The organism is Leifsonia sp. 466MF (assembly GCF_900100265.1).
Taxonomy (GTDB): Bacteria; Actinomycetota; Actinomycetes; order Actinomycetales; family Microbacteriaceae; genus Leifsonia.
The window spans coordinates 3,905,959-3,929,988 of sequence record NZ_LT629696.1; the positions used below are offsets into that span (position 1 = coordinate 3,905,959).

Below are 24,030 nucleotides of genomic sequence, written 5' to 3' on the forward strand. Positions count from 1 at the left end.
GTGGGCGCCTCAGGCGTCCTTCCGCAGCTGCAGTAGCAGCTCCGGAGCCCGCGCGTCCAGCACGCGGCCGCCCACGCGCACGCCGACGACGAGCAGCACCGCGCCGAGCACGATCCCGGCGGCGAGCCCGAGCCAGCCCCAGATCGCCTCGCGGGTCACGAGGGAGACGATCAGCAGCACGATCTCGGGCAGGCACAGCACGGCGATGACGCCCCACGCCGCGAACGTCGGCCCGAGCAGCGAGATGTTGCTGCCCGGCCGCGACCGGAACGGGTTGTCGCCGGGCTCAGGCACAGGGAAGACGAACCGCGCCGAGGTCACCGAGCAGACGGCGGCGCCGCTGAGCAGCATCCCGAGCGACAGCCCGAGCAGACCGGGTGCGGGAAGCCAGTCGCCCTCGAAGGCCGTGGCGCCGACGGAGATGATGACGACCGCGGGGATCGCGAACGTCAGCAGGGCGGATGCGCGACCCCAGCGGTCGGCGCGACCCGGCACGGCCTTCGACACGTGGAGCGCGAACGCGGTCGAGTCGTACGAGACGTCGGCGATCATCCCGATCCCGAGCGTGAACGCGACCACCGGGCCGGCCGCGAAGAAGTAGCCGGTCGAGTGGTTGATGCTCGAGTAGAACCACATGATCGCCGGGAGCAGCGGGATGATGAGCAGCTGCCGAAGGTATCGCGGATCGCGGAACCAGTAGGTGAGGCAACGCGCGGCGATGGCGCCGGCCGGAGTCCCGGGCAGGATGCCGAACAGACCCGACTTGCCGGGCGCACGCACGCGCGACGAAGCCCGAGCGGGGGTGACCAGGGAGCGCGCGAGCCCCCAGCGCCAGACCGCCCAGAGCACCGCGAAGGTCGCAACGGCGATGAGCAGCCGCAGCAGCGCGCCGAGCGGGTCGCCCGCGGCGACGGCTCCGGGGACGGCCCACACCGCGCCGAGCGGCGACCAGCCGAGGCCGGCGGCGACCGCGGGCAGGGCGTCTGCCGACGACCGCAAGCCGCTGGTGATCCCGATGATGATCGGGCCGGCGAGGATGAGCGGGATCAGGATGAGGAGCCCGCTGGCCTCCCGGAAGCGGCGGCCCGACGACAGCCCGCTCGCGATGGAGGTGACCGCGCGCGACACGACGATGCAGGTCGCGGCGCCGAGCACGCCCGTGACGAGGGCGATCAGCGCGATTCCCGGCGAGTGCAGCCAGGGCAGGGCGGTGCCGAGGGATGCGAGAGTCGTCGCCGCGCCGGCCACACCGACCGCGCCGCTCAGCAGCATCCCGATCATCAGCGGCCGCAAGGCGATCGGATAGACCGCCAGATGGCCCGGGTCGAGCGTCTGCTCGACGCCGGAGAGCAGCAGTGGCAGCACCGCCCAGCCGAGGACGGCCGCCGAGCCCGCGAGCACCACGGCGGTCGTCGCGACCTCCGCAGGAGCGAACGACAGGCCGACGAGCGCGCCGAGCACGACGAGGAGGCCGACTGTCCCGTAGATCGCGCCGATGATCACGGCCACCAGCTGCCCGGTGCTGCGGCGGAACGAGTTCTTGAGGACGAGCAGGCGCAGCCTTACGAGTGTCGCAACCACTCCGGCCCCTCCCCGACGCGGCGTCCGCCGACCAGCTCGACGAACCGGTCCTCGAGCGTGGATCCGGCGCGCACGTCGTCCACCGAGCCGGCCGCGACCACGCGTCCTGCCGTGATGACGGCGACGTGGTCGCACATCCGCTCCACCAGGTCCATCACGTGCGACGAGACCACCACGGTCCCGCCGCCGTCGACGTAGGTGCGGAGGATGTCGCGGATGTTCGCCGCCGAGACCGGGTCGACCGACTCGAACGGCTCGTCAAGCACGAGCACGCGCGGGGCGTGCACCATCGCGGCGGCCAGGGCGATCTTCTTCGTCATGCCCGCGGAGTAGTCGACGACGAGCGTTCCGCCCGCCGACTCCAGGTCGAGCAGCTGCAGGAGGTCGTGGGTGCGCTGCTGCGCGGTCGGGCGGTCCATACCGCTCAGGAGCCCCGCGTACTCGACGAGCTGCTGCCCGGTCAGCCGGTCGAACAGCCGGACGCCGTCCGACAGAACCCCGACCATCGCCTTCGCGGCCAGCGGGTTCTTCCACATGTCGACGCCGTGGATGAGCACTTCGCCCGCATCCGGACGCAGCAGGCCGGTCGCCATGCTGAGCGTCGTCGTCTTGCCCGCGCCGTTCGGTCCGACCAGCCCGTAGAAGCTGCCGGACGGCACGTCCAGATCGATCCCGTCGACCGCGACCTTCTGCCCGAACCGCTTGTGCAGCCCGCGGATCCTGATCGCGAGGTCGTCGTCCTCCGCCACGCGCACCCCCTCACGTCGTCCGTGCCGCCCGCACGTCGGACAGCCCGTGCGAACCACCCTATCGGCGGGCATCGACGCCGTGTCCAGGAGTACGGGCGATCCGACACCGCGGATCCGGCGGATGCGGCGGGGCGGACAGGACGCGGCATGCCGCGCGCCCCTGGTCGCCGTCGGCACGCCGCGCCTGTTCTCCGGCAGGGGAGGGAACGCCCGCCAGGGAGTCGTCCGGAGGCGCGGATGCGATCGGATGGCGGATCCGCCCGGTTGTAAGGGCCTTCCCAGGTTCGGCCGAGGGATGCGGCGGTCAGGTCCCCAGCGGTCCGGTGTACGAGCGCGCCTGCAGCGGCAGCGCGAGGTCGGCGCCGAATGCTGCGACCTCCGCGCGCAGGTCCGCCGCGTCCGATCCCTCCGCCGTCTGCACCGGTCGGAAGCGGTAGTGCAGCGTTCCGGTGAACTCCTGCCGCGCCTGGAAGTTGGTGAAATGCAGGTTGTTCATCACCCAGCTGTTGATGTGCCCCGCAGGCGCATCGAGGGTGCGCGCCCATTTCCCGGTGTGGAAGCCGCCGAGCTGGACGAGCGGCGCATCCACGGTGCCCCAGAGCACCGCCGGGTCGCCCTCGGCGCTGCGCACACCGACCGCGTGCTGGACGGAGTACCAGTCCTTCGACGTGTCCGGCAGCTGCTCGCTCTCGGCCGCGAAGACCGCGCCCGCGGTCTCCAGCAGGAACTCCGGGCGGTCGACCGCGAACGGGAAGGCGACGAACAGGCTCTCCGGACCGAAGTGCTCGGGCTTCGCGATGTGCACGGCGAGGTCGATGTCGTCGAGGTCGCGATAGAGGGTGAGCGTATGCGTGGCCGCGAGGCTGCCGGGGAGCTCGCCCGACCAGCGGATGCGCGCGTAGGCGTCCGTCTCGATCACCTCCGGTGCAGAGGTGGATGCGGCGTGCGAGCGCTCGAACTCCGGGCCGGGGAAGCCGGGGTTGAAGTTCTTCGGGTTGTCGAAGATCGCGTGCGAGCGGCCGGCCGCGCTGACCGTCTCGGTGACGACGGCCCCGAGACCGTGCGGCGCGTGCGCATCCACCAGCTCCCGGCCGGTGCGGACGTCGACGAGCGAGACGACACCGCCGCGCTCCGGGTCGACCGTCGCTCGGAAGCGACCGGCCTCGATGGTCGTGCCCGTCGTGGCGGCCGGCCCCTCGCCGGGCACCGGGAGCACGACGACGGACGATGCGGGCACGTCGGCCACCAGCGTCACCCGGCGTGTCCCTCCGACCTCCGCCTCGACGGCCTCCCGGCGCGGACGGTCGGTGAGGTTGGCGACGAGCACGCCGTCCGCCGGCTCGGGATCGCGGCCGGACGCCGCGAGGCGGTACAGGGCCTCGACGTTCAGGTCGCGGGCGAGGTCCCAGGCGCCGTAGGCGAAGCCGGCCTTCGCGTTCCAGTGCGAATGACTGAAGTGCGAGTGCGGCTTGGAGTGGGTCTCCCACGAGCCCCAGGTGTGCTCGCCGAAGAGCAGGAGCTCCTCATCCACTCGCTCGAACGTCGCCGCGAGCTCGGCGTCCTCGCGCACGCGAACCGGGCCCCGGCGGTAGCCCAGGACCGTGGCGAGCGCCGGCTCCCCCTCTCCGCGCGCCCGGGCGAGGTCGAGGACCGCGCGTGCGGAGAGCGCGAACCGCCGCGCCTCGCGGTAGACGGCGACCTCGCGGGCGGTGGAGCCGTGACCGTGCGACCACCAGTCGGCCCACTCGCCGCGGAGCACGGGCAGATCGTCGGGCGCCTGCGCGGCCAGCGCATCCATCGCCGCGTCGATCGTCGCGGTCTCCATCGGGATGCCGGGGTGCCGGTCGTTCCAGTGGCGCACCACCTCGGTGAAGAGCGCCGTCGGCCAGCGGTTGTCGTTGCCCGCGTGCACGACCGCCGTGTCGAACGGGTAATCGTCACGCGCGTCGAGGCGCTCGACGAACTCGAGGATGCGCTGCTCGGCGAGGGCGACATCCCCGTCGACGATGCCCCACTCCTCGCCGAACCCGTAGTGGGTCGAGAGCAGGGTGAGCACGCGGCGGCCGGACGGCGCCTCCCACCAGAACAGGCTCGGCTGCTCGAGCGGTGCGCGGCCGTGGTCCGGGTTGAGGGCCATGACGAGGCGGTCGATCCCGGCGTCCAGCATCGAATCGGCCACGCCCCAGGCGATGCCGTTGACGTCGCCGTGCTGCTCGGTGCGGACGGGGATGCCGGCGTCATGGATGCGCTGGAGCGATCGGTAGGCGGTCTCGAACTCGGCGAGGTCGGGCAACTGCGTCATGTTGAGGTAGCCGCCGGTGACCGCGATGGTGCCGTCCGCCGCCAGTTCGCGCAGACGCGCCACCTCCGCGGGCGTCGCCGTGCGGAGGAACTCGAGCACCGGCCGCGCCACCTCGAAGGTCCAGCGGAAGCGGTCGGGAGCGTCTGGCGCGGCCGTGTCCTGGTCGGCCAGCCGGAGCACTTCGCGCACGATCTGCGCGTGCATCCCGTCGATGATCCGGGGGCTGTTCGTGTAGCCGACGTCGTGGTGGGTGTGGCCGAGCAGCAGTAAACGGCGGATGCGGGGCATCGGGGCCTTCCTCCGGGGTAGATGTGGCATCGTTGCCATACGACCCTAGGGCTTGAGAAGCGCAGGCTTCAAGCGTAAGAAACGATCAAGTAACGAAAACCGGCTCCGAGGACCCGGTCCCCTTGTGAAGAGCGTCACCGCTGCATTAGCGTGCGATGTGGGAAGGTTTCCATACTGTCGCTCAGACCCCGGCAGTAGGGGATCCCGTACCTCTTCGCACGGGCGAGGACGCCCGCTGCGACACCACTGAAGGGAAATCAGATGAACAAGAGGCACACCGCCTTCGCCGCGCTGGCACTCACCGCGTCGGTGGCGCTCCTCGCCGGTTGCAGCTCCAGCGGCGGCAGCTCGTCCGGCGGGGAATTCTCCAAAGACGCCAAGGGCAGCCTGAACGCCTGGGGCTTCGACAACGCCGACGACGTCGGCACCTCCCGAATCGACTACGCCAAGAGCCAGCTCAAAGACGTCACCATCAAGATCGACCAGACGCCGTTCGACGCGCAGAAGTTCACCACCCGCGTCGCAGGCGGAAACGTCCCGGACGTCGTCCAGATGGACCGCAACTTCGTCGCCACCTACGCGGCGCAGGGACTCATCCAGCCGCTCGACCAGTGCTACAAGGTGCACGACGTCGACCCGACGTCCAGCTACTACCCCTCCGTCATCGACGACATCACGTACAAGGGCAAGGTCTACGCGGTCCCGCAGTTCTACCAGCCGCCGGCGATCATCACCAACGAGCGCGTCATGAAGGCGGCCGGCGTGACCGACGCCGAGATCGACACGTCCAAGCCGGACACGCTCGTCGCAGCGATCAAGAAGATGTACAAGTCGTCCGGCGGCAACCCGTCCGTCCTCGGCTTCGACCCGGTCGCGGGCGGCCAGGCCGGCCTGTGGATCCTCGGCTACGGCGGACAGATCATCGGCAGCGACGGCAAGCCGACCCTCGACGACTCGAAGAACGAGAAGGGCCTCGAGGTGCTCAAGCAGATCACCGACGCCCAGGGCGGCTACGCCAAGGTGAAGAGCTTCACCGACGCGTTCGACACGTTCGGCGAGAACAACCAGTACGTGAAGGACCAGGTCGGCGCACAGGTCAACGCCCAGTGGTACGTCAACGTGCTGACCCCGTTCGTCGACAAGGTGGACATCGGCGCGGTTCCGTTCAAGGGCCCGGACGGCCAGCCGTTCACGGTCGCTTCGGGAACGTCGTTCGTCATCCCGACCGGTGCCAAGAACAAGGACGCCGCGTGCGCCTGGGCGCTCAACCTCACCAACCTCCAGGCGTGGGAGGCTGCGGGCGCCGCCCGTGCCGAGACGCTGAAGAAGACGCCGGGTGCGATCAACACCGGCCTCTTCACGGGTTCGCCCGAGGCCGACAAGACGCTGCGTGAGAAGTACGTGAAGCCGTCCGGCAACGCGGGCTTCGACAAGGCGATCTCGACCTACTACGACGTGGTGGGCAACGGAAAGTCGTTCGGTGCGTCGCCGGCCGGCCAGCAGATCCAGACGGAGCTGCAGAACGCCATCCAGTCGGTGCTCCTCGGCAGCAAGTCGCCGAGCGAGGCCCTGAAGGATGCGCAGGCCGCGGCCATGAAGGCCTACGACCAGTCGACCAAGAGCAGCAAGTAACGCGCTCGCACAGGGGCGGTCTCCTCGCGGAGGCCGCCCTTCTGCGTGCCCGCGGCTCGTGCCCCTCGCCTCGCGTCGAGGTGCACGTAGTTGCGGCCGCTTGCGGCGTGTCGAGCGCAACTACGTGCACTTCGCGGGCGGACAGGTGCGGGATGCGCGCGCCGGGCTGCGAGTACGTGCTGCAACTGGCTCCGCTTTCCCGCATCCACTCACGTCTCGCGCCGGTCCGCCTGGCGTCGAGGTGCACGTAGTTGCGGGCTCCTGCGGCGTGTCGAGCGCACCTACGTGCACTTCGCGGGCTCTTTCCCTGTGCGGGATGCGCGCGCCGCGCTGCGAGTACGTGCCGCAACTCGCCCCGTTTCCCGCATCCACTAACGTCTCGCGCCGGTCCGCCTCGCGTCGAGGTGCACGTGGTTGCGGCCGCGTGCGGCGTGTCGAGCGCAACTACGTGCACTTCGCGACCTGTTTCCCTGTGCCGGATGCGCGCGCCGCGCTGCGAGTACGTGCCGCAACTCGCCCCGCTTTCCCGCATCCACTCACGTCTCGCGCCGGTCCGCCTCGCGTCGAGGTGCACGTGGTTGCGGCCGCGTGCGGCGTGTCGAGCGCAACTACGTGCACTTCGCGACCTGTTTCCCTGTGCGGGATGCGCGCGCCGCGCTGCGAGTACGTGCCGCAACTCGCCCCGCTTTCCCGCATCCACTCACCCCTCGCGCCGGTCCGCCTCGCGTCGAGGTGCACGTTGTTGCGGGCTCCCGCGGCGTGTCGAGCGCAACTACGTGCACTTCGCGGGCGGACATGTGCGGGATCCGCGCGGGAGCGCGTGGCGGCGCTACGCGTCCAGGGCCGCGGGCAGGTCTGCGACCTCGCGGACGCCGCGCAGCGACGCCCACAGGATGACGGGGCACGCGAGGAGGAGGATGCCCGCGACAATGAGCGTCCAGCGGGCTCCGATCGCGTCGCCGAGCAGACCGCCGACGATCGCGCCGACGGGGAAGAGGCCCATCACGACGACCTGCATGGTCGCGTTGACCCGCCCGAGGACGCGATCGGGGCAGATCTGCTGCCGCACGCTCACCTGGGTGATCGCGTAGACGATCTGCCCGAACTCGCCGGCGGCGATGCCGAGCACGATCAGGAGCGTCCACCATCCCGGCTGCGCGAAGGCGCCGAGCAGCGACAGCGGCGCCGTGACGGCGAGCGACAGCCAGACGATCCGCACCGACCCCACAGCCCGCGACAGGCGCGTGGTGAAGGCGGCGCCGACCATGACCGTGACCGAGCCGACCGCGATGACGAGGCCGATCAGCGCGGGGGAGAGGCCGAGCGTCCGCGACAGGAACACCATGTTCACCGCCGACGCGATCGCGAACGAGAAATTGCTCAGGGCGCTCGCCAGCGCCGTCGACCGCAGCACCCGCGACCGGAACACGAAGCCGAGACCCTCCGCGATCTCCGTCCGCATCCGCCGACGGTGCTCGGGAGCCGTCGGCTCGTCCTCCCGCGCCCGGATGCCGAGCAGGCACAGCGCGGACGCCGCGAACGTGCCCGCCTGCACCAGCACGACCGTCGCCGCGCCGATCAGCGACACCAGCACTCCGCCCAGGGCGGGCCCGGCGACCTGTCCGGAGGCGCGCACGAACTCGAGGGAGGAGTTGCCGGCGAGCACGCGCTCCCGTCCGATCACCGAGGGTAGATAACTGCGATACCCGACATCGAAGAGCACCCGGGCCACGCCGGCCAGAAGTGACACGACGAGCAGCTGCGCCATCGTGAGCAGCCCGAGAACCGCAGCGAGAGGGATGGTCGCCAGCAGCACCGCGCGCACCAGATCGCTGGCGACGAGGAGCGGCCGCCGACGCATCCGGTCGACCCACGCCCCGGCGGGGAGCCCGAGCACGGCGAACGCCACGGTGGATGCCGCCCCGAGCATCCCCACTTCGAACGGCGTCGCGTCGAGGCTCACCACGGCGAGCAACGGCAGGGCGACACCGGAGACCTGGGCGCCGAGCTGGCTGGTGGTCTGCCCGATGAGCAGCAGGCGGAAGTCGCGGGATGCGAACAGCGAGGGAGAAGGAGATGTCACGACGAGTGGCCTTTCGAGTCCGGAACAGGTGGTCCTCCCACCCGCCGGCTGGATCCGAGAATCGTCGCTAGGGGGGTTAAACGTTACCGGGCGCGGTGGACGATGTCCAACCGCGCCCGGTCCGGGATGGGGTCAGCCCTTGCGACCCTGTGTCGCCACTCCTTCGATGAAGTACCGCTGGCCGAAGCCGAACAGCAGCAGCATGGGCAGCGTCACGATGAGCGCGGCCACCATCACGTACTGGTAGTCGCCGTGACCGCCGTTGGTCGGACTGAACGTGGTCATCGCGTACGAGATGCCGAGCGGCACGGTGAAGCCGTCGACGCCTCCCGCGTTCAGGTAGATCAGCGCCGCCTGCAGGTTGTTCCAGCTGGCCTGGAACTCGAACAGGAAGATGATGATGAACGACGGGATGCTGAGCGGCATCGCGATCTTCGTGAACAGCTTCCAGTAGCTCGCGCCGTCGAGTCGTGCGGCCTCGAACAGCTCCCGCGGGAGCCCCATGAAGAACTGCCGCTGCAGGAAGATGTAGAACGCCGAGCCGAACAGGTTCATACCGAACAGCGGGAGCCAGGTGCCGATCAGGCCCAGGTTCTTCCAGATCAGGTACTGCGGCACCATGGTGACCGCGCCGGGCAGCATCATCGTCGCCAGCACCAGGCCGAACAGCAGCGTCCGTCCGGGGAACTTGAAGTACGCGAACCCGAACGCGACGATCGAGCTCGAGATCGCGACCAGGCCGGCGGCGAGGACCGCGATGATGACGCTGTTGCCGATCCACGAGAGCAGCGGGAGCTGGTTCCACACCTCGACGTAGTTCTGCGGCGTGAACGTCTTCGGCCACAGCGAGTTGTCGAACACCTCCTGCCGCGGCTTGAGGCTCGCGGCGAGCAGCCAGGCGAACGGGTACAGGAACAGCAGCGCGAAGGCGATGGCGACGATCCAGAGGACCGTCTTCCCGATGATCGTCCTCGGCTTGTACCACCGGCCGCCGACAGGCTTGTCGCCGCGCCCGTTGGGGGTGCTTCCCTGCAGCTGGGCGGCATCCAGCTCGGAGGCGAGCGGGGCCAGGGCCGCGGCGGCAGTGGACTGGGTCGCGGAGGACATCACTTGTCTCCTTCGTAGTAGACGAGGCGGTTGCTGACCTTCACCTGGATGAGCGTTATCAGGAGGATGATCACGAACAGCAGCCAGGCCATCGCCGCGGCGAAGCCGAAGTTGAACTGCCGGAAGGCCTGCTGGAAGAGGTACACGCCGTAGAACAACGACGAGTCGGGGGAGGCGTTCGTCTGGTCTCGCCAGAACAGCAGGTAGGCCTGGTCGAACACCTGGAGGGCCGCGATCGTGAGCACGACCACGTTGAAGAAGATCGCCGGGGAGATCATCGGGATGGTGATGGTGAAGAACTTGCGGATGGGTCCCGCACCGTCGAGCGAGGCCACCTCGTAGAGGTCGCGAGGCACGTTCTTCAGTGCCGCGAGGAAGATCACCATGGTGCCGCTGACGCCCCACAGGGTCATCAGCACGATCGACGGCTTAACCCAGTTCGGGTCGATCAGCCACTGCGGGCCCTCGATGCCGAAGATCGCGAGGAAGCGGTTGATCGCTCCGGTGTTGCCGTTGAGCAGCAGCAGGAAGATGGATGCGGTCGCGACCGCCGGGGTCATCTTGGGCAGGTAGTAGATGGTGCGGAAGGCGCCGGCGCCGCGCCCGACCCAGTTGAGGAGGAGGGCGAGCAGCAGCGCGAAGATGATCTCCAGCGGCACCGCCATGACGGCGTAGAACAGGGTGTTGCCGAGCGAGAGCGCGACCTTGGGGTCGTTGAACAGCTCCGAGTAGTTGTCGAAGCCGGCCGGTGTCGCGCTGTTCGTCGCCAGGTTGTAGTTGCTGAACGAGATGAAGAGGCTGTACAGCATCGCGCCGAGCGTGAACACGAGGAAGCCGATGATCCACGGGCTGATGAAGAGGTAACCCGCGATCGCCTCGCGCCTGTTGTACTTGGTGCCCTTCTTCTTGGCGGGCTTGTCGTTGCCCGTCCGGGTCTTGCCGCGTGACGTGTCGGAGAGGACGGCCATCACCGGCTCCTCTTCCTTGCGCCATCGAGCTCGGTGATCTTCATCGCCACCCTTTCGATCCGTCCTCCGCCTTCGTCGGCGTAGTGTGTGGCATCGTTACCACATAGCAGCGACTATAAGTCCTCCCGAGCGTGCCTGCAACCGGAGCCCAGCCCATTCCCGGGCAGGGGCGGCCTCGTCGCGGAATGCGGACGCGTCTCGGCTATGTGGGCGGTGCCGGCGGGGGAACTGCCTGTGTGACGGGAACGGTACACCCGGTTGGACCGGTCGTCACCGGTCCGGGATGCGCTCTGCGGCGGCTCTGTCGCCGCGCGATCGCCCCGCCGTCATGCCGCGCTTGCGCCGAGGTGAGTCGCGCATCCCGCAGCCGAGGAGGCAGCGTGACGCATCCGTGACGGCACGGCAGCGGGCCGCCGCGTCGGCCATTAGGGTGGATTCGCCGGGCGTCCGGCGCTCCGGCGCCCGTGGAAAGGGTTCGATGATCGAGAACGACGCCGACGGCACGCAGCGGCGCGCGACGCTGAAAGATGTCGCGCTGGCCGCCGGGGTGTCGCAGTCGACCACATCCCGCGCCCTGAGCGGCGAAGGCTACGTCGCCGCCGGGGTCCGCGAGCGGGTGCTCGCCGCCGCCGAATCGCTCGGGTACGTGCCGCACGCCATGGCCCGCAGCCTGCGCAAGCAGGACAGCCGCACGATCGGCGTGCTCGTCTCCGACCTGCGCAACGCCTTCTATGCGGATCTCGCCGCCGGCATCGCCGCCCGCGCCCGCCGCGAGGGCTACACGATGATGCTCGTCGACGATCAGGGCTCCACCGAGGCCGAGATGGATGCGGCGCGCGCGTTCGTCGCGACCCGCGTCGCCGGAGTGATCGTGACGCCGCTCTCGGGTGACGTCTCCAATTACCTGATGCGCCAGCACATCCCCGTCATCGAAGCCGACCGCCAGTTCTCGGCCGGTCGCTGCGACGCGGTCATCATCGACAACGCGGGCGTGGCGAAGCGGATGACGGACCACCTGATCGACCTCGGCCACCGCCGCATCGCCCTGTTCATCGACGAGACGACCTGGACGACCGGTGGCGAGCGCGCCGCCGGCTACCGCAGCTCGCTCGAGGGGTCGGGCATCCCCGCTGATCCTTCCCTGGTGATCTCGACCGGATGGGATGCGGACGGCGCCCGCAAGTCGGCGATCGACATCCTGGCCCGCCGGGACCACCCGACCGCGATCTTCGCCGCCAACAATCTGCTCGCGGAGGGCGTGTGGCGGGCGACGAACGATCTCGGCCTGCGCATCCCCGAGGACGTCAGTGTCGTGTCCTTCGACGACTCCGAGTGGATGAGCATGGTCAGCCCGGGCATCACGGCGGTGGCTCAGGATGCGGTGTCGCTGGGCGAGACCGCGCTCGACCGCCTGCTGGGGCGCCTGCAGGATCCCGCCGCCGAACCGCAGACCATCGTGCTCGAGGCGCAGGTGCTGCCCCGCGGCTCCACCGCGGCTCCGCGGGCGCTGTAGCGGCGCCCCGCGTCGCCAACGCACATTTGGCGCAAATGTGCTCTTTGGCGGCTCGATAACGCGCATTTGGCGCAATCCCGCGTCAGCTCGCCGAGTCGACAACGCGGATTCGTGCGGAATGTGCGCTTTGCGGGCCGCATTCCGCACATTCGGTACGAATGTCGACCCCCGGGAGCCAGGCGGCCGGGCACATTCAGCGCACATCTCGTGTCCATTCGCCGCGTCGACGGCGCACATTCGGCACGAATGTGCGCTTTGCGGGCCAAGTTCCGCACATTCGGCACGAATGTCGACCCTCGGGAGACCAGGCGGGCGGGCACATTTGGCGCAAATCTCGCGTCGGTTCGCCGAGTCGACAACGCACATTCGGCACGAATGTACGTTCTGCGAGCCGCATTCCGCACATTCGCTGCGAATGTCGAGCTTGGCGGGACAGGCAGGCCGGCACATTTGGCGCAAATCTCGGTTCTGGCGGGGCGATAACGGAGATTTGGCGCAAATGTCGCGTCGGGATGGGCGGACGGGCGGGCGGGCAGGGTGGAAACGATCCCATATTTGCGGCAGGATGGGCGCGGCGAAAGGATCGACGCTGACGAACACGTACCACGCACCCGAGGTCGGGCTGTCCGTCGCCATCGACGGCGGCAACTCGAAGACGGAGGTCGTCGTGCTCGAGGGCGGTCCGAACGGCCTCATCGAACGCTCCCGCGGCATCGGCCCGGGCAGCGGAGCCGGACCGCATGCGGTCGTCGCCGCCGTCACAGCGGCCCTCCGCGATCTCGGCATCGCACCCGCCGACGTCACCCGCGTTTCGGCCGCCGTGGCGGGACTCGACTTCCCCGGCGACGAAGTCGGCCACCGCGCCGCGCTGGCCGAGCTGTTCCGCCGCGCGGCGGTCGAGGTCGTCGGCGACGCGGTCGCGGTGCTGGATGCGGGAGCCGGGCTCGGCCACGCGCTCGCCGTCGTCTGCGGCGCGGGCCTGAACGCCGTCGCGCGCGGACCGCGCGGACTCGCGACCGTCCCCGCCCTCGGCTGGCCGAGCGGCGATTGGGGCGGCGGCGACGAACTGGGCCGTGAGGCGGTCCGCGCAGCCGCGCGCGCCGAGGACGGCCGCGGGCCATCCACGTCGCTGCTGCCACTGGTCCTCGCTGAGACGCGAGCCGCCGACACGGTCGCCCTCGCCCGAGCGATCCGCGACGGGTCCGTGTCGATGCGGCAGGTCGGATCCCTCGCCTCGGTCGTCGCCCGAGCCGCAGCAGAGGGGGACACGGTCGCATCCGACCTCATCGTGCGAGCGGCCGCCGAAGCGGTGGCGCTGGCCTCCGTCGTGGCGCGCCGTGCGTGGGCAGCCGATCCGGCCTCCGCCGAGGATGCGGACGCGCCGGATGCCGTCGTCCCGCCCGGCACCTCCGTCGTCCCGCCCCGTACCGCCGCCGTCCTCGCCGGCACCCCCGTCGTCCCGCCCCGTACCGCCGCCGTCTTCGCCGTCGCCCCCGTCGTCCCGCCCGGCACCCCCGTCGTCCCGCCCGGCACCCCCGCCGTCCTTGCCGGCGGAACGTTCTCCGACCCCGGCTTCCGGGACGCCGTCTCCGCGGGCCTCCGCCGCCTCGGCTTCGACCCGCGCCCGCTGGAGTTCCGCCCGGTCGACGGCCTCGTCCGCGCCCTCCGCGAAGCACCGACGCCGGCGTCACCGGACGCCCACAATCACCCCCACCCGAACCACGAAAGGACCCCGCGATGAAGGTCACGGTCATCGGCGCAGGCTCCACCTACACTCCCGAGCTGGTCTCGGGGCTGTGGAACGAGCGCGAGCGTCTCACGGTTGACGAGCTCTGGTTGATGGATGTGGACGGCCCGCGCCTGGAGATCGTCGGCGGCATGGTCCGCCGCATGCTCGCCCGCCAGGGCGCCGACGTCCCGGTCACCCTGACGACCGACCGCGCGGCCGCCATCGAGGGGTCGGATGCCGTGCTCATCCAGTTGCGCGTCGGCGGTCAGAGCGCGCGGCTGCAGGACGAGCTGTTCCCCCTCGCCTGCGGCTGCGTCGGCCAGGAGACGACGGGCGCGGGCGGTCTCGCGAAGGCCCTGCGCACTGTCCCCGTCGTTCTGGACATCGCCCGCGAGGCTCGGGAGCGCGCCAACCCGGGCGCGTGGATCGTCGACTTCACGAATCCCGTGGGTATCAACACCCGCGCGCTGCTCGACGACGGCCACCGCGCGATCGGGCTGTGCAACTTCGCGATCGGCGTCCAGCGATGGATCGCACGCGAGCACGGCGTGGAGCCGCACCGCGTCGAGGTGGACCCTGTCGGCCTCAACCACCTGTCGTGGGTGCGGCACATCCGGGTGGACGGCGTGGATGTGCTGCCCGGCATGATCGCGGATCGTTCGGACGAGCTGGGCCGCCGCGGAGGCGTTCCGGGCGAGCTCATCCGCGACCTCGGCGTGCTGCCCTCGTACTACCTGAAGTACTACTACGCACATGACGCCACCGTCGGCGAGATGGTCGCGGGCACGCCCCGGGCGACCGTGGTCGCGGACGTGGAGCGCGAGCTCCTCGCCCTGTACGCCGACCCGACGGTCGACACCAAGCCCCCGCAGTTGGAGGCGCGCGGCGGCGCCTTCTACAGCGAGGCGGCGACGGCGCTGCTCGCGTCGCTGGTGGCCGGCACCGGCGACAACCACGTCGTGAACGTCCGCAACAACGGGCTGATACCGGGCCTCGCAGACGACGACGTGGTCGAGACCCTGTGCCGAGTGGATGCGTCGGGCGCGACCCCGCTGCCGCAAGAGCCGGTCGCGCCGGAGCTGCTCGGGCTCATCCAGCACGTCAGCGCGTACGAGCGGCTGGCCGCCCGCGCCGCGGTGACCGGCGACCGCCAGTTGGTGCGGAAGGCGCTGCTGGCGCATCCCCTCGTCGGCCAGTGGGATCTGGTGACGGCACTCGAGAAGGGCATCTTCGAGACGGGCGGCCGGCTCCTCCCGCAGTTCGCATGAGCGCGTTCGAGGTCGCTATCTATGGCGCGACCTCCGCCGGTGTCGCGGCGGCCGTGGCGGCGGCAGAGGGCGGCGCCCGGACGGTCCTCGTCGAGCCCGGCCATCACCTCGGTGGCATGACCTCCGGCGGCCTCGGCTACACCGACGTCGGAGACGTCCGCGCTCTCGGCGGCGCGGCGGCGCGTCTCCGAGCCGACATCGCGGAGCACTACGGCACCACCCCCGGGCACTACGCCGGACCGGAACCTCACGTGGCCGAGGCGATCTTCCGGCGCTGGCTGGAGGAGGCCGGCGTGGACGTGGTCTTCGGGGCGCGGCTGGCCGGGGTCGAGGCCGTGCAGCAAGGTCACGGCCGCGAGTTGCGGTCCTTCACCGTGACCGGCGGCGACCGCATCCAGGCCGGCGTGTTCGTGGATGCGAGCTACGAGGGCGACCTGCTCGCGACCGCGGGGGTGCCGTACCGCGTCGGCCGCGAGGACCGCGGCCTGCACGGCGAGCGGTTCGCCGGCAGGCAGGAGCTCCTCCCCGGCATGCACAACATGCCGCCGTGGGTGTCGCCCTTCGTGGACGATCCGACGGGGCTCACCGCGGGACGCCTCCTGCCGCAGCTCCATGACCGCCCGCTCGCGCAGCTGGGGGAGGGCGACGGCGGCGTGATGTCGTACGGCTTCCGCGTCTGCCTCACCACGGCTGCCGACCGCATCCCGTTCGACCGTCCCGACGGCTACGACGAGGAGTACTGGGAGCTGGGGCGCCGCCTCTTCGCGCGCGACCGACGGGAGGGCGTCGAACGTCCGGCCGGCCGGACGCTGGGGCTCGAGCCGAACCTGCCCGGCGGGATGGCGGACGGCAACTCGCTCGGACCGGTGTCGCTGAGCGTGCTGGACGGATCGGCATGGGAGTACCCGGACGCCTCCCCGGAGCGGCGCGAGGAGATCCGTCGGCACCATGTCGACCACACGCGCGGTTTCCTGTACTTCCTGTCGCACGACCCCGCGGTGCCGTCCGCGATCCGGCGCGAGCTGTCGCGCTGGGGACTGCCGCGCGGCGAGTTCGCGGACACCGGCCACCTCCCCCACCAGCTGTACGTCCGCGAGGCGAGAAGGATGGTCGGCGAGCGCATCCTCACCGAGCACGACCTGCTCGCCGGCGGGATGCCGGAGGACACCGTCGCCCTCGGCTCGTACCACATCGACATCCGCGAGGTGCAGCGTATCTGGCGCTGGGTGTACGAGCATCCGGCCCCGATCGGCACCGTCTTCACGGAGGGGTACCTCTCGGTCCCCGTGCCGATCTACGGCATCCCGTACTCCGCACTGCTGCCCAAGCGGGAGGACGCGACGAACCTCCTGGTACCGGTCTGCCTGTCCGCCTCGGCCGTCGCTTTCGCGTCGGTCAGGATGGAGCCGCAGTACATGATGCTCGGTCAGGCCGCAGGTGCGGCGGCAGCGCTCGCCGTAACGGCTGATACGCCGGCGCAGGATGTGCGGATCGGGCTGCTTCAGGACCGGTTGGCGGCCTCCGGACAGGTCTTCACAGTCCCTTAACCACGCTCTGGTACCGTTGTCAATCCCCCTGACGCGACAGGATTTGCGTGCCTCGTTAGGGCACTATGAGGACCATGGGAAAACTCGTCTACGGCGCGGGCCAGGAGTATGACCTCGACGATCGGGTGCTCAGCCACGTCAAGCTCGCCATCGTTGCGAAGCTTCGCCGCCACGAGAGCTTTCTGCTGAATTGGGACGTCCCCGTCGAGCAGGGATCCGGCCGGGTCTCGCTCTGGATCAGCCGCGAGGTGCCGCTGGCCTTCCAGTTCAGTGGCAGCCGCCCGCCCGCCATCAACCCCCAGTGGCTCGAAGCGCTGATGCACACGTCCCAGCGCACCGGCGGCATGGTGATCATGCCCGAGGACGAGGTCGGCCGCCACCTCCCGAGCTGACCGCACGGCTCGAGCGCTTCGTCAATCCCCTGCTTTCGGATCCGACTCGACCTAGCTTTGCTTGCATGGGCGATATGACGGCGACGGCAGTGCTGATGATGCTGCCGCGCCGCGCAAGGACGCCGGTGGCGATCCTGGCGGATGGGGCGGTCCCGTCGTCGCTTCGGCTCGACGTCTTCGGCGGCCGCGACGTGTTCGTCCGGATGCGGCGCGGACCCGGAGTCCACGGTCTCAGCGAGCCGTACCGCGAAGTGTCGCGGGACGACTACCCCGCGGAGTCGGAGCCGGCACTCGTCGTGATCTCAGAACGGTATGTCCAGGCGCGCTTCGCGTGCTCCGCCTCGGTGTTCGGCGCGACGGACGTCGTCGTGTTCGTGCCGCTGGACGACGACGGCGAGGCGCCCGCTCATGTCGCCATCCCCATCCCGTCGCTCGACCGCCCGTCGTGGCACGAATTCGAGCTGGTGTCGCGCACCCGAATGGAGTGCCGCTACCGCGTGGTCCGCGAACGCGACGGCGTCCCGACCGGAGGTTCCCGTGCTCTATCAGCTCTCTGAGATCGAGCGCCTTCTCGATGAGGCGCCCGGGCTCTATGTCCGCTACTCGGCCGGCTATGCGGCCGACCTGGAGGCCGGTCCCATCGATGTCGCGAGCGGACTCGCGCTCCCCGGCCTGCCAGCCCGTCCCCTCGACCCGGAGGCGTGGTGGACGCTGCCCCGCCGGGAGTGGATCGCGCGACAGCTGACGCAGCTTCCGGCTGCCCGGCACGCCACGTTCGAGGGCGTGCACCCCGAGCGCTTCGCGTGGCTGCTGCGCGGCCGCCCCGCCGGTCACGGCCTGGACGGCGAGGCACTCGTCACCGACATCGAGGTGGTCGGTCGCCTGGCCGAGTGCCTCATCGCGGAGGCCGACCGGGTATGCGACGAGCGGTTCGACGCAGAGCCCGGGCGTCGCGAGGCGGAGCTGGTGTCGGTGGCGCATGCCTGAAGGTCTGCTCGTCGAGGCCACGGCCATCCTGCAGCTCATCTCCGACAGTCCGTCGGGCGGCACCGCCATCGTGCTGCGGACGCCCGAGGCGCCGCCGTTCGTGGTGATGGGCGACGACACGGAGGAGGGCTTCTCGCGGTTGCGACGCGGCGCGATCGCCTACGGAGTCCCCGAGCTGTATCAGGTGCTGCCGCGCGACATGCTGAGCGCCGGCCACATCCTCCACATCCGTGACGACCACCGGCCGGCCCGCGTCGACAAGGCCGGCTCGATCTTCGGCCCCGCCCCGGACAAGCTGTGGGTGCCGCTCGACGACTCGCGACGCCCGTTCGCCCGGATGCGGGTGCCCATCCCGTCGCTGGAGCGGCCGGCGTACGTGGAGTTCGCGCTGGAGGGCGACGGCGACGTGCTGGAGTACCGGTTGAACGGCGAAGCGCGGATCGGCGACGGCTACATCTGCTCGTACTGCGGCAAACTCTGTCCGACCAAGGAGCCGCACACGGCCGCGCACGGCGTGGCCGGGCACACGCACGCGGGCGTCGCCGCCGGGCAGGACCAGGACGGGCCGGCGCCCGAGACCGGGCCTCTGGAAGTGAGGGGCCACCCCGGCCCCGGGTCGCAGCTGTGAGCCGCGCTCTGCGGCTTCTCGTCTGGCAGGTCCATGGCGGCTGGATGGATGCGTTCGTGCGTGGGCGGCACACCTACCTGCTCCCGGTGGATGCGGCGGGCGAGGGTGGTGTCGGCGGCCGGGACTGGCCTGCGAACGTGGTCGACGTCCCGGAGGCCGAGCTGGCGTCCACGCCGTTCGACGCCGTCGTGCTCCAGCGGCTGGAGGAGTTCGACCTGGTCGAGCGGCTCACCGGGCGCCGTCCCGGTGTGGATGTGCCGGTCGTGTTCGTCGAGCACAACACGCCCCAGGAGGGCATTCCGAATTCGCGGCATCCTCTCGCCGATCGGGACGACCTGCTGATCGCCCACGTCACGCACTTCAACGCGCTGTTCTGGGACACCGGCTCCACCCGCACCCGGGTGATCGAGCATGGTGTCGTCGACTACGGCAACCATTTCACCGGCGAGCTTCCGCGCGCCGCGGCGGTGATCAACGAGCCGGTGCGCCGCTGGCGTGTGACGGGTTCGGATCTTCTCGGCGGCTTCGCCGCTGTGGCGCCGGTCGACGTCTTCGGGATGCAGGTGGGCGGCCTGGCGCAGGCGCTCGGCGTCGGCAGCGACCGGGTGGTCGCCGCGGGTGACATCGAGGCGCCTCGTCTGTTCTCCGAGGTCGGGCGTCGGCGTGTGTACGTGCATCCCAACCGCTGGACGTCGCTGGGGCTCTCGCTGCTCGAGTCGATGACGGCAGGGGTCCCGGTCGTGGCGCTGGATGCGACGGACGCGCGCCGCGCCGTGGTGCCGGGTGTGGGGGCCATCTCGACCGACCTGGCGGAGCTGCATGACGCGGTCCGCGCGTTCGTGGACGACCCGGGTCGCGGAGCGGAGGCGGGCGGACGCGCGCGCGAGTGGGCGCTGGAGCGGTTCGGTCTCGGCCGCTACCAGGCGGACTGGGACGACCTGCTGGCGCACTGGGTGGGCTGAGCGCGTCAGTCGTCGCGTGCGTCGCGCAGCGCCTTCTCCGCTTCGCGGACGGCGCGTTGCGCGTCGGAGATCCGCGAGCGCAGCTCGCGCTCGGCGGCACGCGTCTCGCTCAGGTCGTCCGTGATCCGTTGCAGCCGTCGTTGCAGCGAGTCCCGCTCCGCCTCCAGGTCGCCGCGGTGGTCGACCGTCTCGTCGAGCTCGTCGTCGAGGGCCTCGGCGTCCTCGCGGGCGCGCGCGACCGCCTTCTCGGCGGCCCGGATGCGGCGCTGCCGTTCCCGGCGCTCGCTCGGCGACTCGGTGTGCTCCTCTGCGGCCGGCTCGTCGTCCGCTTCGGCCGCGCCGGCATCCTCGTTCCCGCCGCCTCCGCCCTGCGCCTTCCGGCGGCCGGGCCGCGGCGCCGGGAAGTCCTCGATGTCGATCGGCAGCGCGACGGCGTCGGAGACGTCGACCTGCTCGAGACCGGTCGACTCGAGGGCGCGCACCAGCATCCCGCTCCGAACCGCGGCGGCCGCTGCCGGGTCGATGACGGCCGCCTGCAACGTCTCCTCGACTTCACGCTGCACCGCCGGGCTGAGGTCCAGTCCGTCTGTCGCGCGCTGCAGCAGCCGCTGGCGCTCCTGGGTGAGCGCGCGGATCTCGGCGCGGTCGCGGGAGGCGAACGCATCCCGCATCCGCGAGCCGATCTCCAGCACGTCGCCGACGAGGTCCGGGTGCTCGCGGGTGAGCGCGTTGATCGCGGCCGCCGACGCCGACGGTTTGCGCAGGGTCTTGATCTGCTTGGCCGTCGAGCGGTCGGCCTGGGCCGCGGCGGCGTTGCGCCGGGCGATGAAGTCGCCGGGTGCGACCGAGTACAACTCGCCGGCCACATCCCGCAGGTCCATGCGGCGAGTGTACGCGCGGGACTCAGTGGTTGCGGAGCTCCTTCACGAGCTCGCCCTTGTTCTTCTTGGAGTAGCCGCTGAGGCCGAGCTCCTTCGCGCGCTTCTTCAGCTCGGGCACGGTCCAGTCCTCGTACGAACCGGAGTCGCCGCCCTTGCGGCCGACCGAGGATCGGCCGCGGGATGCTGCGGCGTTGGAGATGCGAGCAGCCTTCTGCTTGGAGTCCCCCTCCTTGCGCAGCTTCTCGTAGAGCTCCTGGTCTTTCAGCTGGGGCTTGTTGCCGGGCATATCCGCTCCTTCCGTTTCGGCAGGAACAGTACGCCCGGCACAGCCGGCTGTCAGGGTGCGATCAGACGCGCGGCCCCTTCGCGGCCTTCACCGCGCCGAAGTACTCGTTCGAGGGGCGCAGCCACATCAGCACGACCGCGACGATCGTCGCCAGCACCTGCAGCAGCCCGGTTCCGAAGCCGGTCAGCAGGTTGAGCAGCGAGAGCACGGTGAGCACCGTGAGGACGATGCGCGCCCAGTTCGCGCCGCGGCGCATGAAGTAGGCGAAGAGGACGAAGACGACGGCCCAGAAGATCAGGGTGACGATCGACCAGGTCACGAGGAACGTGACGGACGCGTCCGCGACCTGCTGCGCCGTGAGGCCTCGGAGGTCGGCGCCCTGCTGTTCGATGACGCGCACCTGGTCGGCGCGCGATCCCGAGACGACCGCGATCGTGATGATGCCGCTGATCACGCTCAGCACTGCACCGGCGACGTACAGCCAGAACGCGATGTTGACCGTGTTCGGCGGAGACGTCGGCGCGACGGCGGTGGACGGACCGGTGGCCGCGGCGGGGTAGGAGCTGGGCGGCGGCGGTGGTGCAGCCGGGATGCCCTGACTGGGCGGAGGGGGAGGCGGAGGCGTCGGATCGGATGCGGGCGGCGGGCTTACCGGCTCGCCCGCCCCGGTGGGTCCGGCGGGGCGCGGTGTGCTCTCGTCGTCTGGATTCGTCATGCGGCGACCATACTCCCGGGCCGAATGGCCTGACTAGGCCTCACCGGGCGGGCCGACGCGGTTCGGCGGGCCGGTGGCTGCCGGGGGAAGCGCCCGTCAGCCCGCCGTCTCCGCCGCGCGGGCCGCGGGGGCCGGCGCGAGCGGCTGGGTGGCCGGACCTTCGAGAACCGTGCCGTCCGGTGCGAAGCGCGAGCCGTGCAGGGGGCAGTCCCACGACAGCTCGGCGTCGTTCCAGCGGACCACGCCGCCGAGGTGGCTGCACACTGCGGTGAGCGCGCACGTCGTCCCGTCGACCGTCGACACGGCGACCGGGGTGCGACCGCGTCGGCCGACCGTTCCGGTGCCCTCCGCGACCGGCTCGTCGCCGACCTCCGGGCCTGTCTGAGCGGACGCCCACTCGGTCACCGCGGCCTTGCCGACGCCGGCGTTCATGGCGACGCCCGAGGCGATGTCCACGGGCCGGGTGACCCGGTGGTGCATCACGCGCGCCCACTCGAGCGTCTCCCCGGTCAGGTCGGCGGTGAGACTGAGTGCCGAGGCGACGGCGTTCGTCATCCCCCACTTGTCGTAGCCGGTGGCCAGGTAGATGCGTCCGCGGCCGCGGGGCAGCCAGCCGACGAACGGGATGCGGTTCGCCGACCGGTAGTCCTGCGCCGCCCACCAGTGGGTCCGCTCCGCGCCGGGGAAGGTGCGCTCGGCCCAGGTGGTGAGGTCGGCGAGCTTCTCGGCCGGCGAGTCCGCGCGGCCGGCCGGGTGACCGTTGCCGCCGACGAGGAGCAGGCGGCTCCCGTCCGCCGCGGTCGCGGTGCGGAGGGAGCGGGTGGGCGAGTCGGCGGAGATGTACATGGCCTCCGGGATGTCGCCCGGAACACGGAACGCGGTGACGTACGAGCGCGTCGGCTCGACTTTGGCGAAGTACAGCCCGCGGTCCAGGATGGGCGTCCCGGTCGCGATGACGACCTGGTCGGCGCGGGAAGTGCCGGAGGTGCTGGTCACCACAGCCGGTTTCGCGGCGGACACGTCGGTGACGCGCTCGCCCTCCACGATCCTCCCGCCGAGCCGCCGGAACTCCGCCGCGAGCGCGGCAAGGACCTTCAGCGGATGGACCTGCGCTTGACCGCCCAGGGTGAGGGCACCCTCCACCGCGAACGGAAGCTCGGTGGTGCGCTCCTCCACGGCGTCGAGGCCGGCGACGCGGGCGGCGGCGAGTTCCGCATCCAGCTTGTCCAGGCCGTCGAGCGTCGTCGCGTAGGTGACGGCGTCACGCGTCTCGTACGGGACGGCCTGCTCTTCGAGGAAGTCGAGCAGCCAGCCCTGGCCCGCCGTGTTGCCGTCGACGTAGGCGCAGAGCACGGCCTCGGAGGCGTGGCGGCGGATCGACGAGAGCGTCGTGCCCTGCAGCAGGCTGACCTTGCCGGTCGTGTTGCCGGTCGTGACCGCGCCGACGGTGCGGGCTTCCAGCACCAGGACGCGCATCCCCGAGCGGGCGAGCATCAGGGCGGTGGCGAGGCCGGTCAGGCCGGCGCCGACGACGATCGTGTCGTAGTGCCCATCCCACTCGAACGTGTCGGTCGGGATGTGCGGGGAGGTCTCGAGCCAGAGGGACGTCGTCGGCGGCATGAGACGAGCATCCCCCGTCGAGGACGCCGTGGGAAGCGGTTGACTTCAGGCCAGCGAGTCGAAGTCGAACCAGAACGCGTCGTCGTCGTCCTCCCCGGCGGTGGCTCCGGAGGCGACGGGGTCGCGCGGGATCGTGGCGGTCTCGATCCGTACGCGCGTCTGCGCGGTGACGAAGATCTCACTCGGAGGTCTGCTGGACTGCGAGATGGAGACGAAGTCGCCGTCGTTCCTGCTCGCCTGAACGACCCGGGCCTTCAGTTCCTCGACCGGTGCGCGGTCGACGAAGGTGAATCTCAGGTCGTCGATGTAGACGTGGAACACCTGCATTTACCTCTCCCGGTCGTCGTTTCCTGCCCGATAGTACGCGGCCCCCCGCGTTGTGCCAGTCCGACTCTGTATCGGCCGCGGTCAGAGCAGGTCGAGGTCGACGTCGGGGATGTCGTCGGTGCCGTGCTCGACGTAGGTCGCCCGTTGTGGCGCGAGGGCTGCGATCCGGTGCTCGAACTCGTCGACGAACGGCTGATCGTGCAGCTCGGATCCCGAATACTCGGCGTCCTCCGCCAGCATCTGGCTGGCCGGGCCGAGCAGGAGCAGGACCTCCCCGGTGCTGCCCCCGTCCACGACAACGGGGGCGCGGACTTCGGCGGCGGCGTTGTTCTGGGCCAGCGCGGCGGCGAAGCGCACGATGACGTCGGCGATGTCGTCTCCGGTGAGGAGAGAACCGCTCGCATAATGGATGCGCTTCATCACCAATCCATACGATCACCTGGGGGAAAGGTCAAGGCTTTGCGG

22 protein-coding genes are annotated in these 24,030 nt (G+C 70.5%); 10 read left to right on the forward strand and 12 right to left on the reverse strand.

Annotation, left to right across the window (positions count from 1 at the left end; all coding sequences use genetic code 11):
• Positions 1–9: 9 nt before the first annotated feature.
• The 3 genes from BLR91_RS18735 to BLR91_RS18745 all read right to left on the reverse strand — a co-directional run bounded on the left by BLR91_RS18735 (position 10) and on the right by BLR91_RS18745 (position 4,920).
• Entirely contained in the window at positions 10–1,581 is a 1,572-nt protein-coding gene (locus BLR91_RS18735) for a transporter (protein WP_089879109.1), read from the reverse strand.
• A complete protein-coding gene (locus tag BLR91_RS18740; protein ID WP_018192723.1) occupies positions 1,563–2,336 on the reverse strand; it encodes an ABC transporter ATP-binding protein in 774 nt (257 codons plus the stop codon). The genes BLR91_RS18735 and BLR91_RS18740 overlap by 19 nt, the downstream gene beginning before the upstream one ends.
• 298 nt (positions 2,337–2,634) lie before the next feature.
• Complete coding sequence (locus BLR91_RS18745; protein WP_089879106.1) at positions 2,635–4,920, reverse strand: hypothetical protein; 2,286 nt, start codon at positions 4,918–4,920, stop codon at positions 2,635–2,637.
• A gap of 261 nt (positions 4,921–5,181) precedes the next feature.
• Between BLR91_RS18745 and BLR91_RS18750 the strand changes: the two genes are divergently transcribed.
• Positions 5,182–6,552, forward strand: a complete 1,371-nt coding sequence (locus BLR91_RS18750) for an extracellular solute-binding protein (RefSeq protein WP_089879102.1) — start codon at positions 5,182–5,184, stop codon at positions 6,550–6,552.
• An 829-nt stretch (positions 6,553–7,381) separates the two neighbouring features.
• Here BLR91_RS18750 and BLR91_RS18755 read toward each other — a convergent pair.
• From BLR91_RS18755 to BLR91_RS18765, 3 genes are all read right to left on the reverse strand, one after another.
• The gene (locus tag BLR91_RS18755) at positions 7,382–8,635 is read right to left on the reverse strand and encodes an MFS transporter (protein ID WP_089879098.1); all 1,254 of its coding nucleotides are present in this window, start codon (positions 8,633–8,635) and stop codon (positions 7,382–7,384) included.
• Between the two features lie 132 nt (positions 8,636–8,767).
• Positions 8,768–9,742: a carbohydrate ABC transporter permease gene (locus BLR91_RS18760; protein WP_018192719.1), complete on the reverse strand. Its 975-nt coding sequence runs from the start codon at positions 9,740–9,742 to the stop codon at positions 8,768–8,770.
• The gene (locus BLR91_RS18765; RefSeq protein WP_089879095.1) at positions 9,742–10,710 is read right to left on the reverse strand and encodes a carbohydrate ABC transporter permease; all 969 of its coding nucleotides are present in this window, start codon (positions 10,708–10,710) and stop codon (positions 9,742–9,744) included. Before BLR91_RS18765 ends, BLR91_RS18760 begins: the two co-directional genes overlap by 1 nt.
• Positions 10,711–11,188: 478 nt before the next feature.
• Here BLR91_RS18765 and BLR91_RS18770 point away from each other — a divergent pair, with 478 nt between their 5' ends.
• From BLR91_RS18770 to BLR91_RS18810, 9 genes are all read left to right on the forward strand, one after another.
• On the forward strand, positions 11,189–12,223 hold the full coding sequence (locus BLR91_RS18770; protein WP_018192717.1) for a LacI family DNA-binding transcriptional regulator: 1,035 nt from the start codon (positions 11,189–11,191) through the stop codon (positions 12,221–12,223).
• Between the two features lie 565 nt (positions 12,224–12,788).
• Positions 12,789–13,964 (forward strand): BadF/BadG/BcrA/BcrD ATPase family protein, encoded by a 1,176-nt coding sequence (locus tag BLR91_RS18775; RefSeq protein ID WP_089879092.1) that lies wholly within the window; start codon positions 12,789–12,791, stop codon positions 13,962–13,964.
• Positions 13,961–15,220 (forward strand): 6-phospho-beta-glucosidase, encoded by a 1,260-nt coding sequence (locus tag BLR91_RS18780; protein ID WP_089879089.1) that lies wholly within the window; start codon positions 13,961–13,963, stop codon positions 15,218–15,220. Before BLR91_RS18775 ends, BLR91_RS18780 begins: the two co-directional genes overlap by 4 nt.
• On the forward strand, positions 15,217–16,767 hold the full coding sequence (locus tag BLR91_RS18785; RefSeq protein ID WP_089879085.1) for an FAD-dependent oxidoreductase: 1,551 nt from the start codon (positions 15,217–15,219) through the stop codon (positions 16,765–16,767). The genes BLR91_RS18780 and BLR91_RS18785 overlap by 4 nt, the downstream gene beginning before the upstream one ends.
• A gap of 74 nt (positions 16,768–16,841) precedes the next feature.
• Positions 16,842–17,159: a DUF7882 family protein gene (locus tag BLR91_RS18790; protein WP_018192713.1), complete on the forward strand. Its 318-nt coding sequence runs from the start codon at positions 16,842–16,844 to the stop codon at positions 17,157–17,159.
• Positions 17,160–17,224: 65 nt separating this feature from the next.
• Positions 17,225–17,716: a hypothetical protein gene (locus BLR91_RS18795; RefSeq protein ID WP_231918990.1), complete on the forward strand. Its 492-nt coding sequence runs from the start codon at positions 17,225–17,227 to the stop codon at positions 17,714–17,716.
• Complete coding sequence (locus BLR91_RS18800; RefSeq protein WP_089879078.1) at positions 17,697–18,146, forward strand: DUF6098 family protein; 450 nt, start codon at positions 17,697–17,699, stop codon at positions 18,144–18,146. Before BLR91_RS18795 ends, BLR91_RS18800 begins: the two co-directional genes overlap by 20 nt.
• On the forward strand, positions 18,139–18,774 hold the full coding sequence (locus BLR91_RS18805; protein WP_018192710.1) for a hypothetical protein: 636 nt from the start codon (positions 18,139–18,141) through the stop codon (positions 18,772–18,774). The genes BLR91_RS18800 and BLR91_RS18805 overlap by 8 nt, the downstream gene beginning before the upstream one ends.
• Positions 18,771–19,736 (forward strand): glycosyltransferase, encoded by a 966-nt coding sequence (locus BLR91_RS18810; protein ID WP_089879074.1) that lies wholly within the window; start codon positions 18,771–18,773, stop codon positions 19,734–19,736. Before BLR91_RS18805 ends, BLR91_RS18810 begins: the two co-directional genes overlap by 4 nt.
• Positions 19,737–19,741: 5 nt before the next feature.
• Here the strand turns inward: BLR91_RS18810 and BLR91_RS18815 are convergent, their stop codons facing one another.
• The 6 genes from BLR91_RS18815 to BLR91_RS18840 form a co-directional block, all read right to left on the reverse strand.
• Complete coding sequence (locus tag BLR91_RS18815) at positions 19,742–20,617, reverse strand: hypothetical protein (protein ID WP_089879070.1); 876 nt, start codon at positions 20,615–20,617, stop codon at positions 19,742–19,744.
• 22 nt (positions 20,618–20,639) lie between these two features.
• Entirely contained in the window at positions 20,640–20,903 is a 264-nt protein-coding gene (locus tag BLR91_RS18820; RefSeq protein ID WP_018192707.1) for a DUF7218 family protein, read from the reverse strand.
• A 61-nt stretch (positions 20,904–20,964) separates the two neighbouring features.
• Entirely contained in the window at positions 20,965–21,618 is a 654-nt protein-coding gene (locus BLR91_RS20355) for a hypothetical protein (protein WP_231918991.1), read from the reverse strand.
• 96 nt (positions 21,619–21,714) lie between these two features.
• Positions 21,715–23,238, reverse strand: coding sequence for an FAD-dependent oxidoreductase (locus BLR91_RS18830; protein WP_089879068.1), 1,524 nt, complete (start codon positions 23,236–23,238; stop codon positions 21,715–21,717).
• A gap of 45 nt (positions 23,239–23,283) precedes the next feature.
• Entirely contained in the window at positions 23,284–23,565 is a 282-nt protein-coding gene (locus BLR91_RS18835) for a hypothetical protein (RefSeq protein WP_018192703.1), read from the reverse strand.
• An 81-nt stretch (positions 23,566–23,646) separates the two neighbouring features.
• Positions 23,647–23,985, reverse strand: a complete 339-nt coding sequence (locus BLR91_RS18840) for a hypothetical protein (RefSeq protein ID WP_020076312.1) — start codon at positions 23,983–23,985, stop codon at positions 23,647–23,649.
• Between the last annotated feature and the right edge of the window lie 45 nt (positions 23,986–24,030).

What these genes read in the sequence shown, in the direction of transcription:
- BLR91_RS18745 (WP_089879106.1), bottom strand. Translation starts at nt 4,920, where the DNA reads ATGCCCCGCATCCGCCGTTTACTGCTGCTCGGCCACACCCACCACGAC.
- BLR91_RS18750 (WP_089879102.1), top strand. Translation starts at nt 5,182, where the DNA reads ATGAACAAGAGGCACACCGCCTTCGCCGCGCTGGCACTCACCGCGTCG.
- BLR91_RS18760 (WP_018192719.1), bottom strand. Translation starts at nt 9,742, where the DNA reads ATGTCCTCCGCGACCCAGTCCACTGCCGCCGCGGCCCTGGCCCCGCTC.
- BLR91_RS18765 (WP_089879095.1), bottom strand. Translation starts at nt 10,710, where the DNA reads ATGGCCGTCCTCTCCGACACGTCACGCGGCAAGACCCGGACGGGCAAC.
- BLR91_RS18770 (WP_018192717.1), top strand. Translation starts at nt 11,189, where the DNA reads ATGATCGAGAACGACGCCGACGGCACGCAGCGGCGCGCGACGCTGAAA.
- BLR91_RS18775 (WP_089879092.1), top strand. Translation starts at nt 12,789, where the DNA reads ATGGGCGCGGCGAAAGGATCGACGCTGACGAACACGTACCACGCACCC.
- BLR91_RS18780 (WP_089879089.1), top strand. Translation starts at nt 13,961, where the DNA reads ATGAAGGTCACGGTCATCGGCGCAGGCTCCACCTACACTCCCGAGCTG.
- BLR91_RS18785 (WP_089879085.1), top strand. Translation starts at nt 15,217, where the DNA reads ATGAGCGCGTTCGAGGTCGCTATCTATGGCGCGACCTCCGCCGGTGTC.
- BLR91_RS18790 (WP_018192713.1), top strand. Translation starts at nt 16,842, where the DNA reads ATGGGAAAACTCGTCTACGGCGCGGGCCAGGAGTATGACCTCGACGAT.
- BLR91_RS18795 (WP_231918990.1), top strand. Translation starts at nt 17,225, where the DNA reads ATGGGCGATATGACGGCGACGGCAGTGCTGATGATGCTGCCGCGCCGC.
- BLR91_RS18805 (WP_018192710.1), top strand. Translation starts at nt 18,139, where the DNA reads ATGCCTGAAGGTCTGCTCGTCGAGGCCACGGCCATCCTGCAGCTCATC.
- BLR91_RS18815 (WP_089879070.1), bottom strand. Translation starts at nt 20,617, where the DNA reads ATGGACCTGCGGGATGTGGCCGGCGAGTTGTACTCGGTCGCACCCGGC.
- BLR91_RS18820 (WP_018192707.1), bottom strand. Translation starts at nt 20,903, where the DNA reads ATGCCCGGCAACAAGCCCCAGCTGAAAGACCAGGAGCTCTACGAGAAG.
- BLR91_RS20355 (WP_231918991.1), bottom strand. Translation starts at nt 21,618, where the DNA reads ATGACGAATCCAGACGACGAGAGCACACCGCGCCCCGCCGGACCCACC.
- BLR91_RS18830 (WP_089879068.1), bottom strand. Translation starts at nt 23,238, where the DNA reads ATGCCGCCGACGACGTCCCTCTGGCTCGAGACCTCCCCGCACATCCCG.
- BLR91_RS18835 (WP_018192703.1), bottom strand. Translation starts at nt 23,565, where the DNA reads ATGCAGGTGTTCCACGTCTACATCGACGACCTGAGATTCACCTTCGTC.
- BLR91_RS18840 (WP_020076312.1), bottom strand. Translation starts at nt 23,985, where the DNA reads ATGAAGCGCATCCATTATGCGAGCGGTTCTCTCCTCACCGGAGACGAC.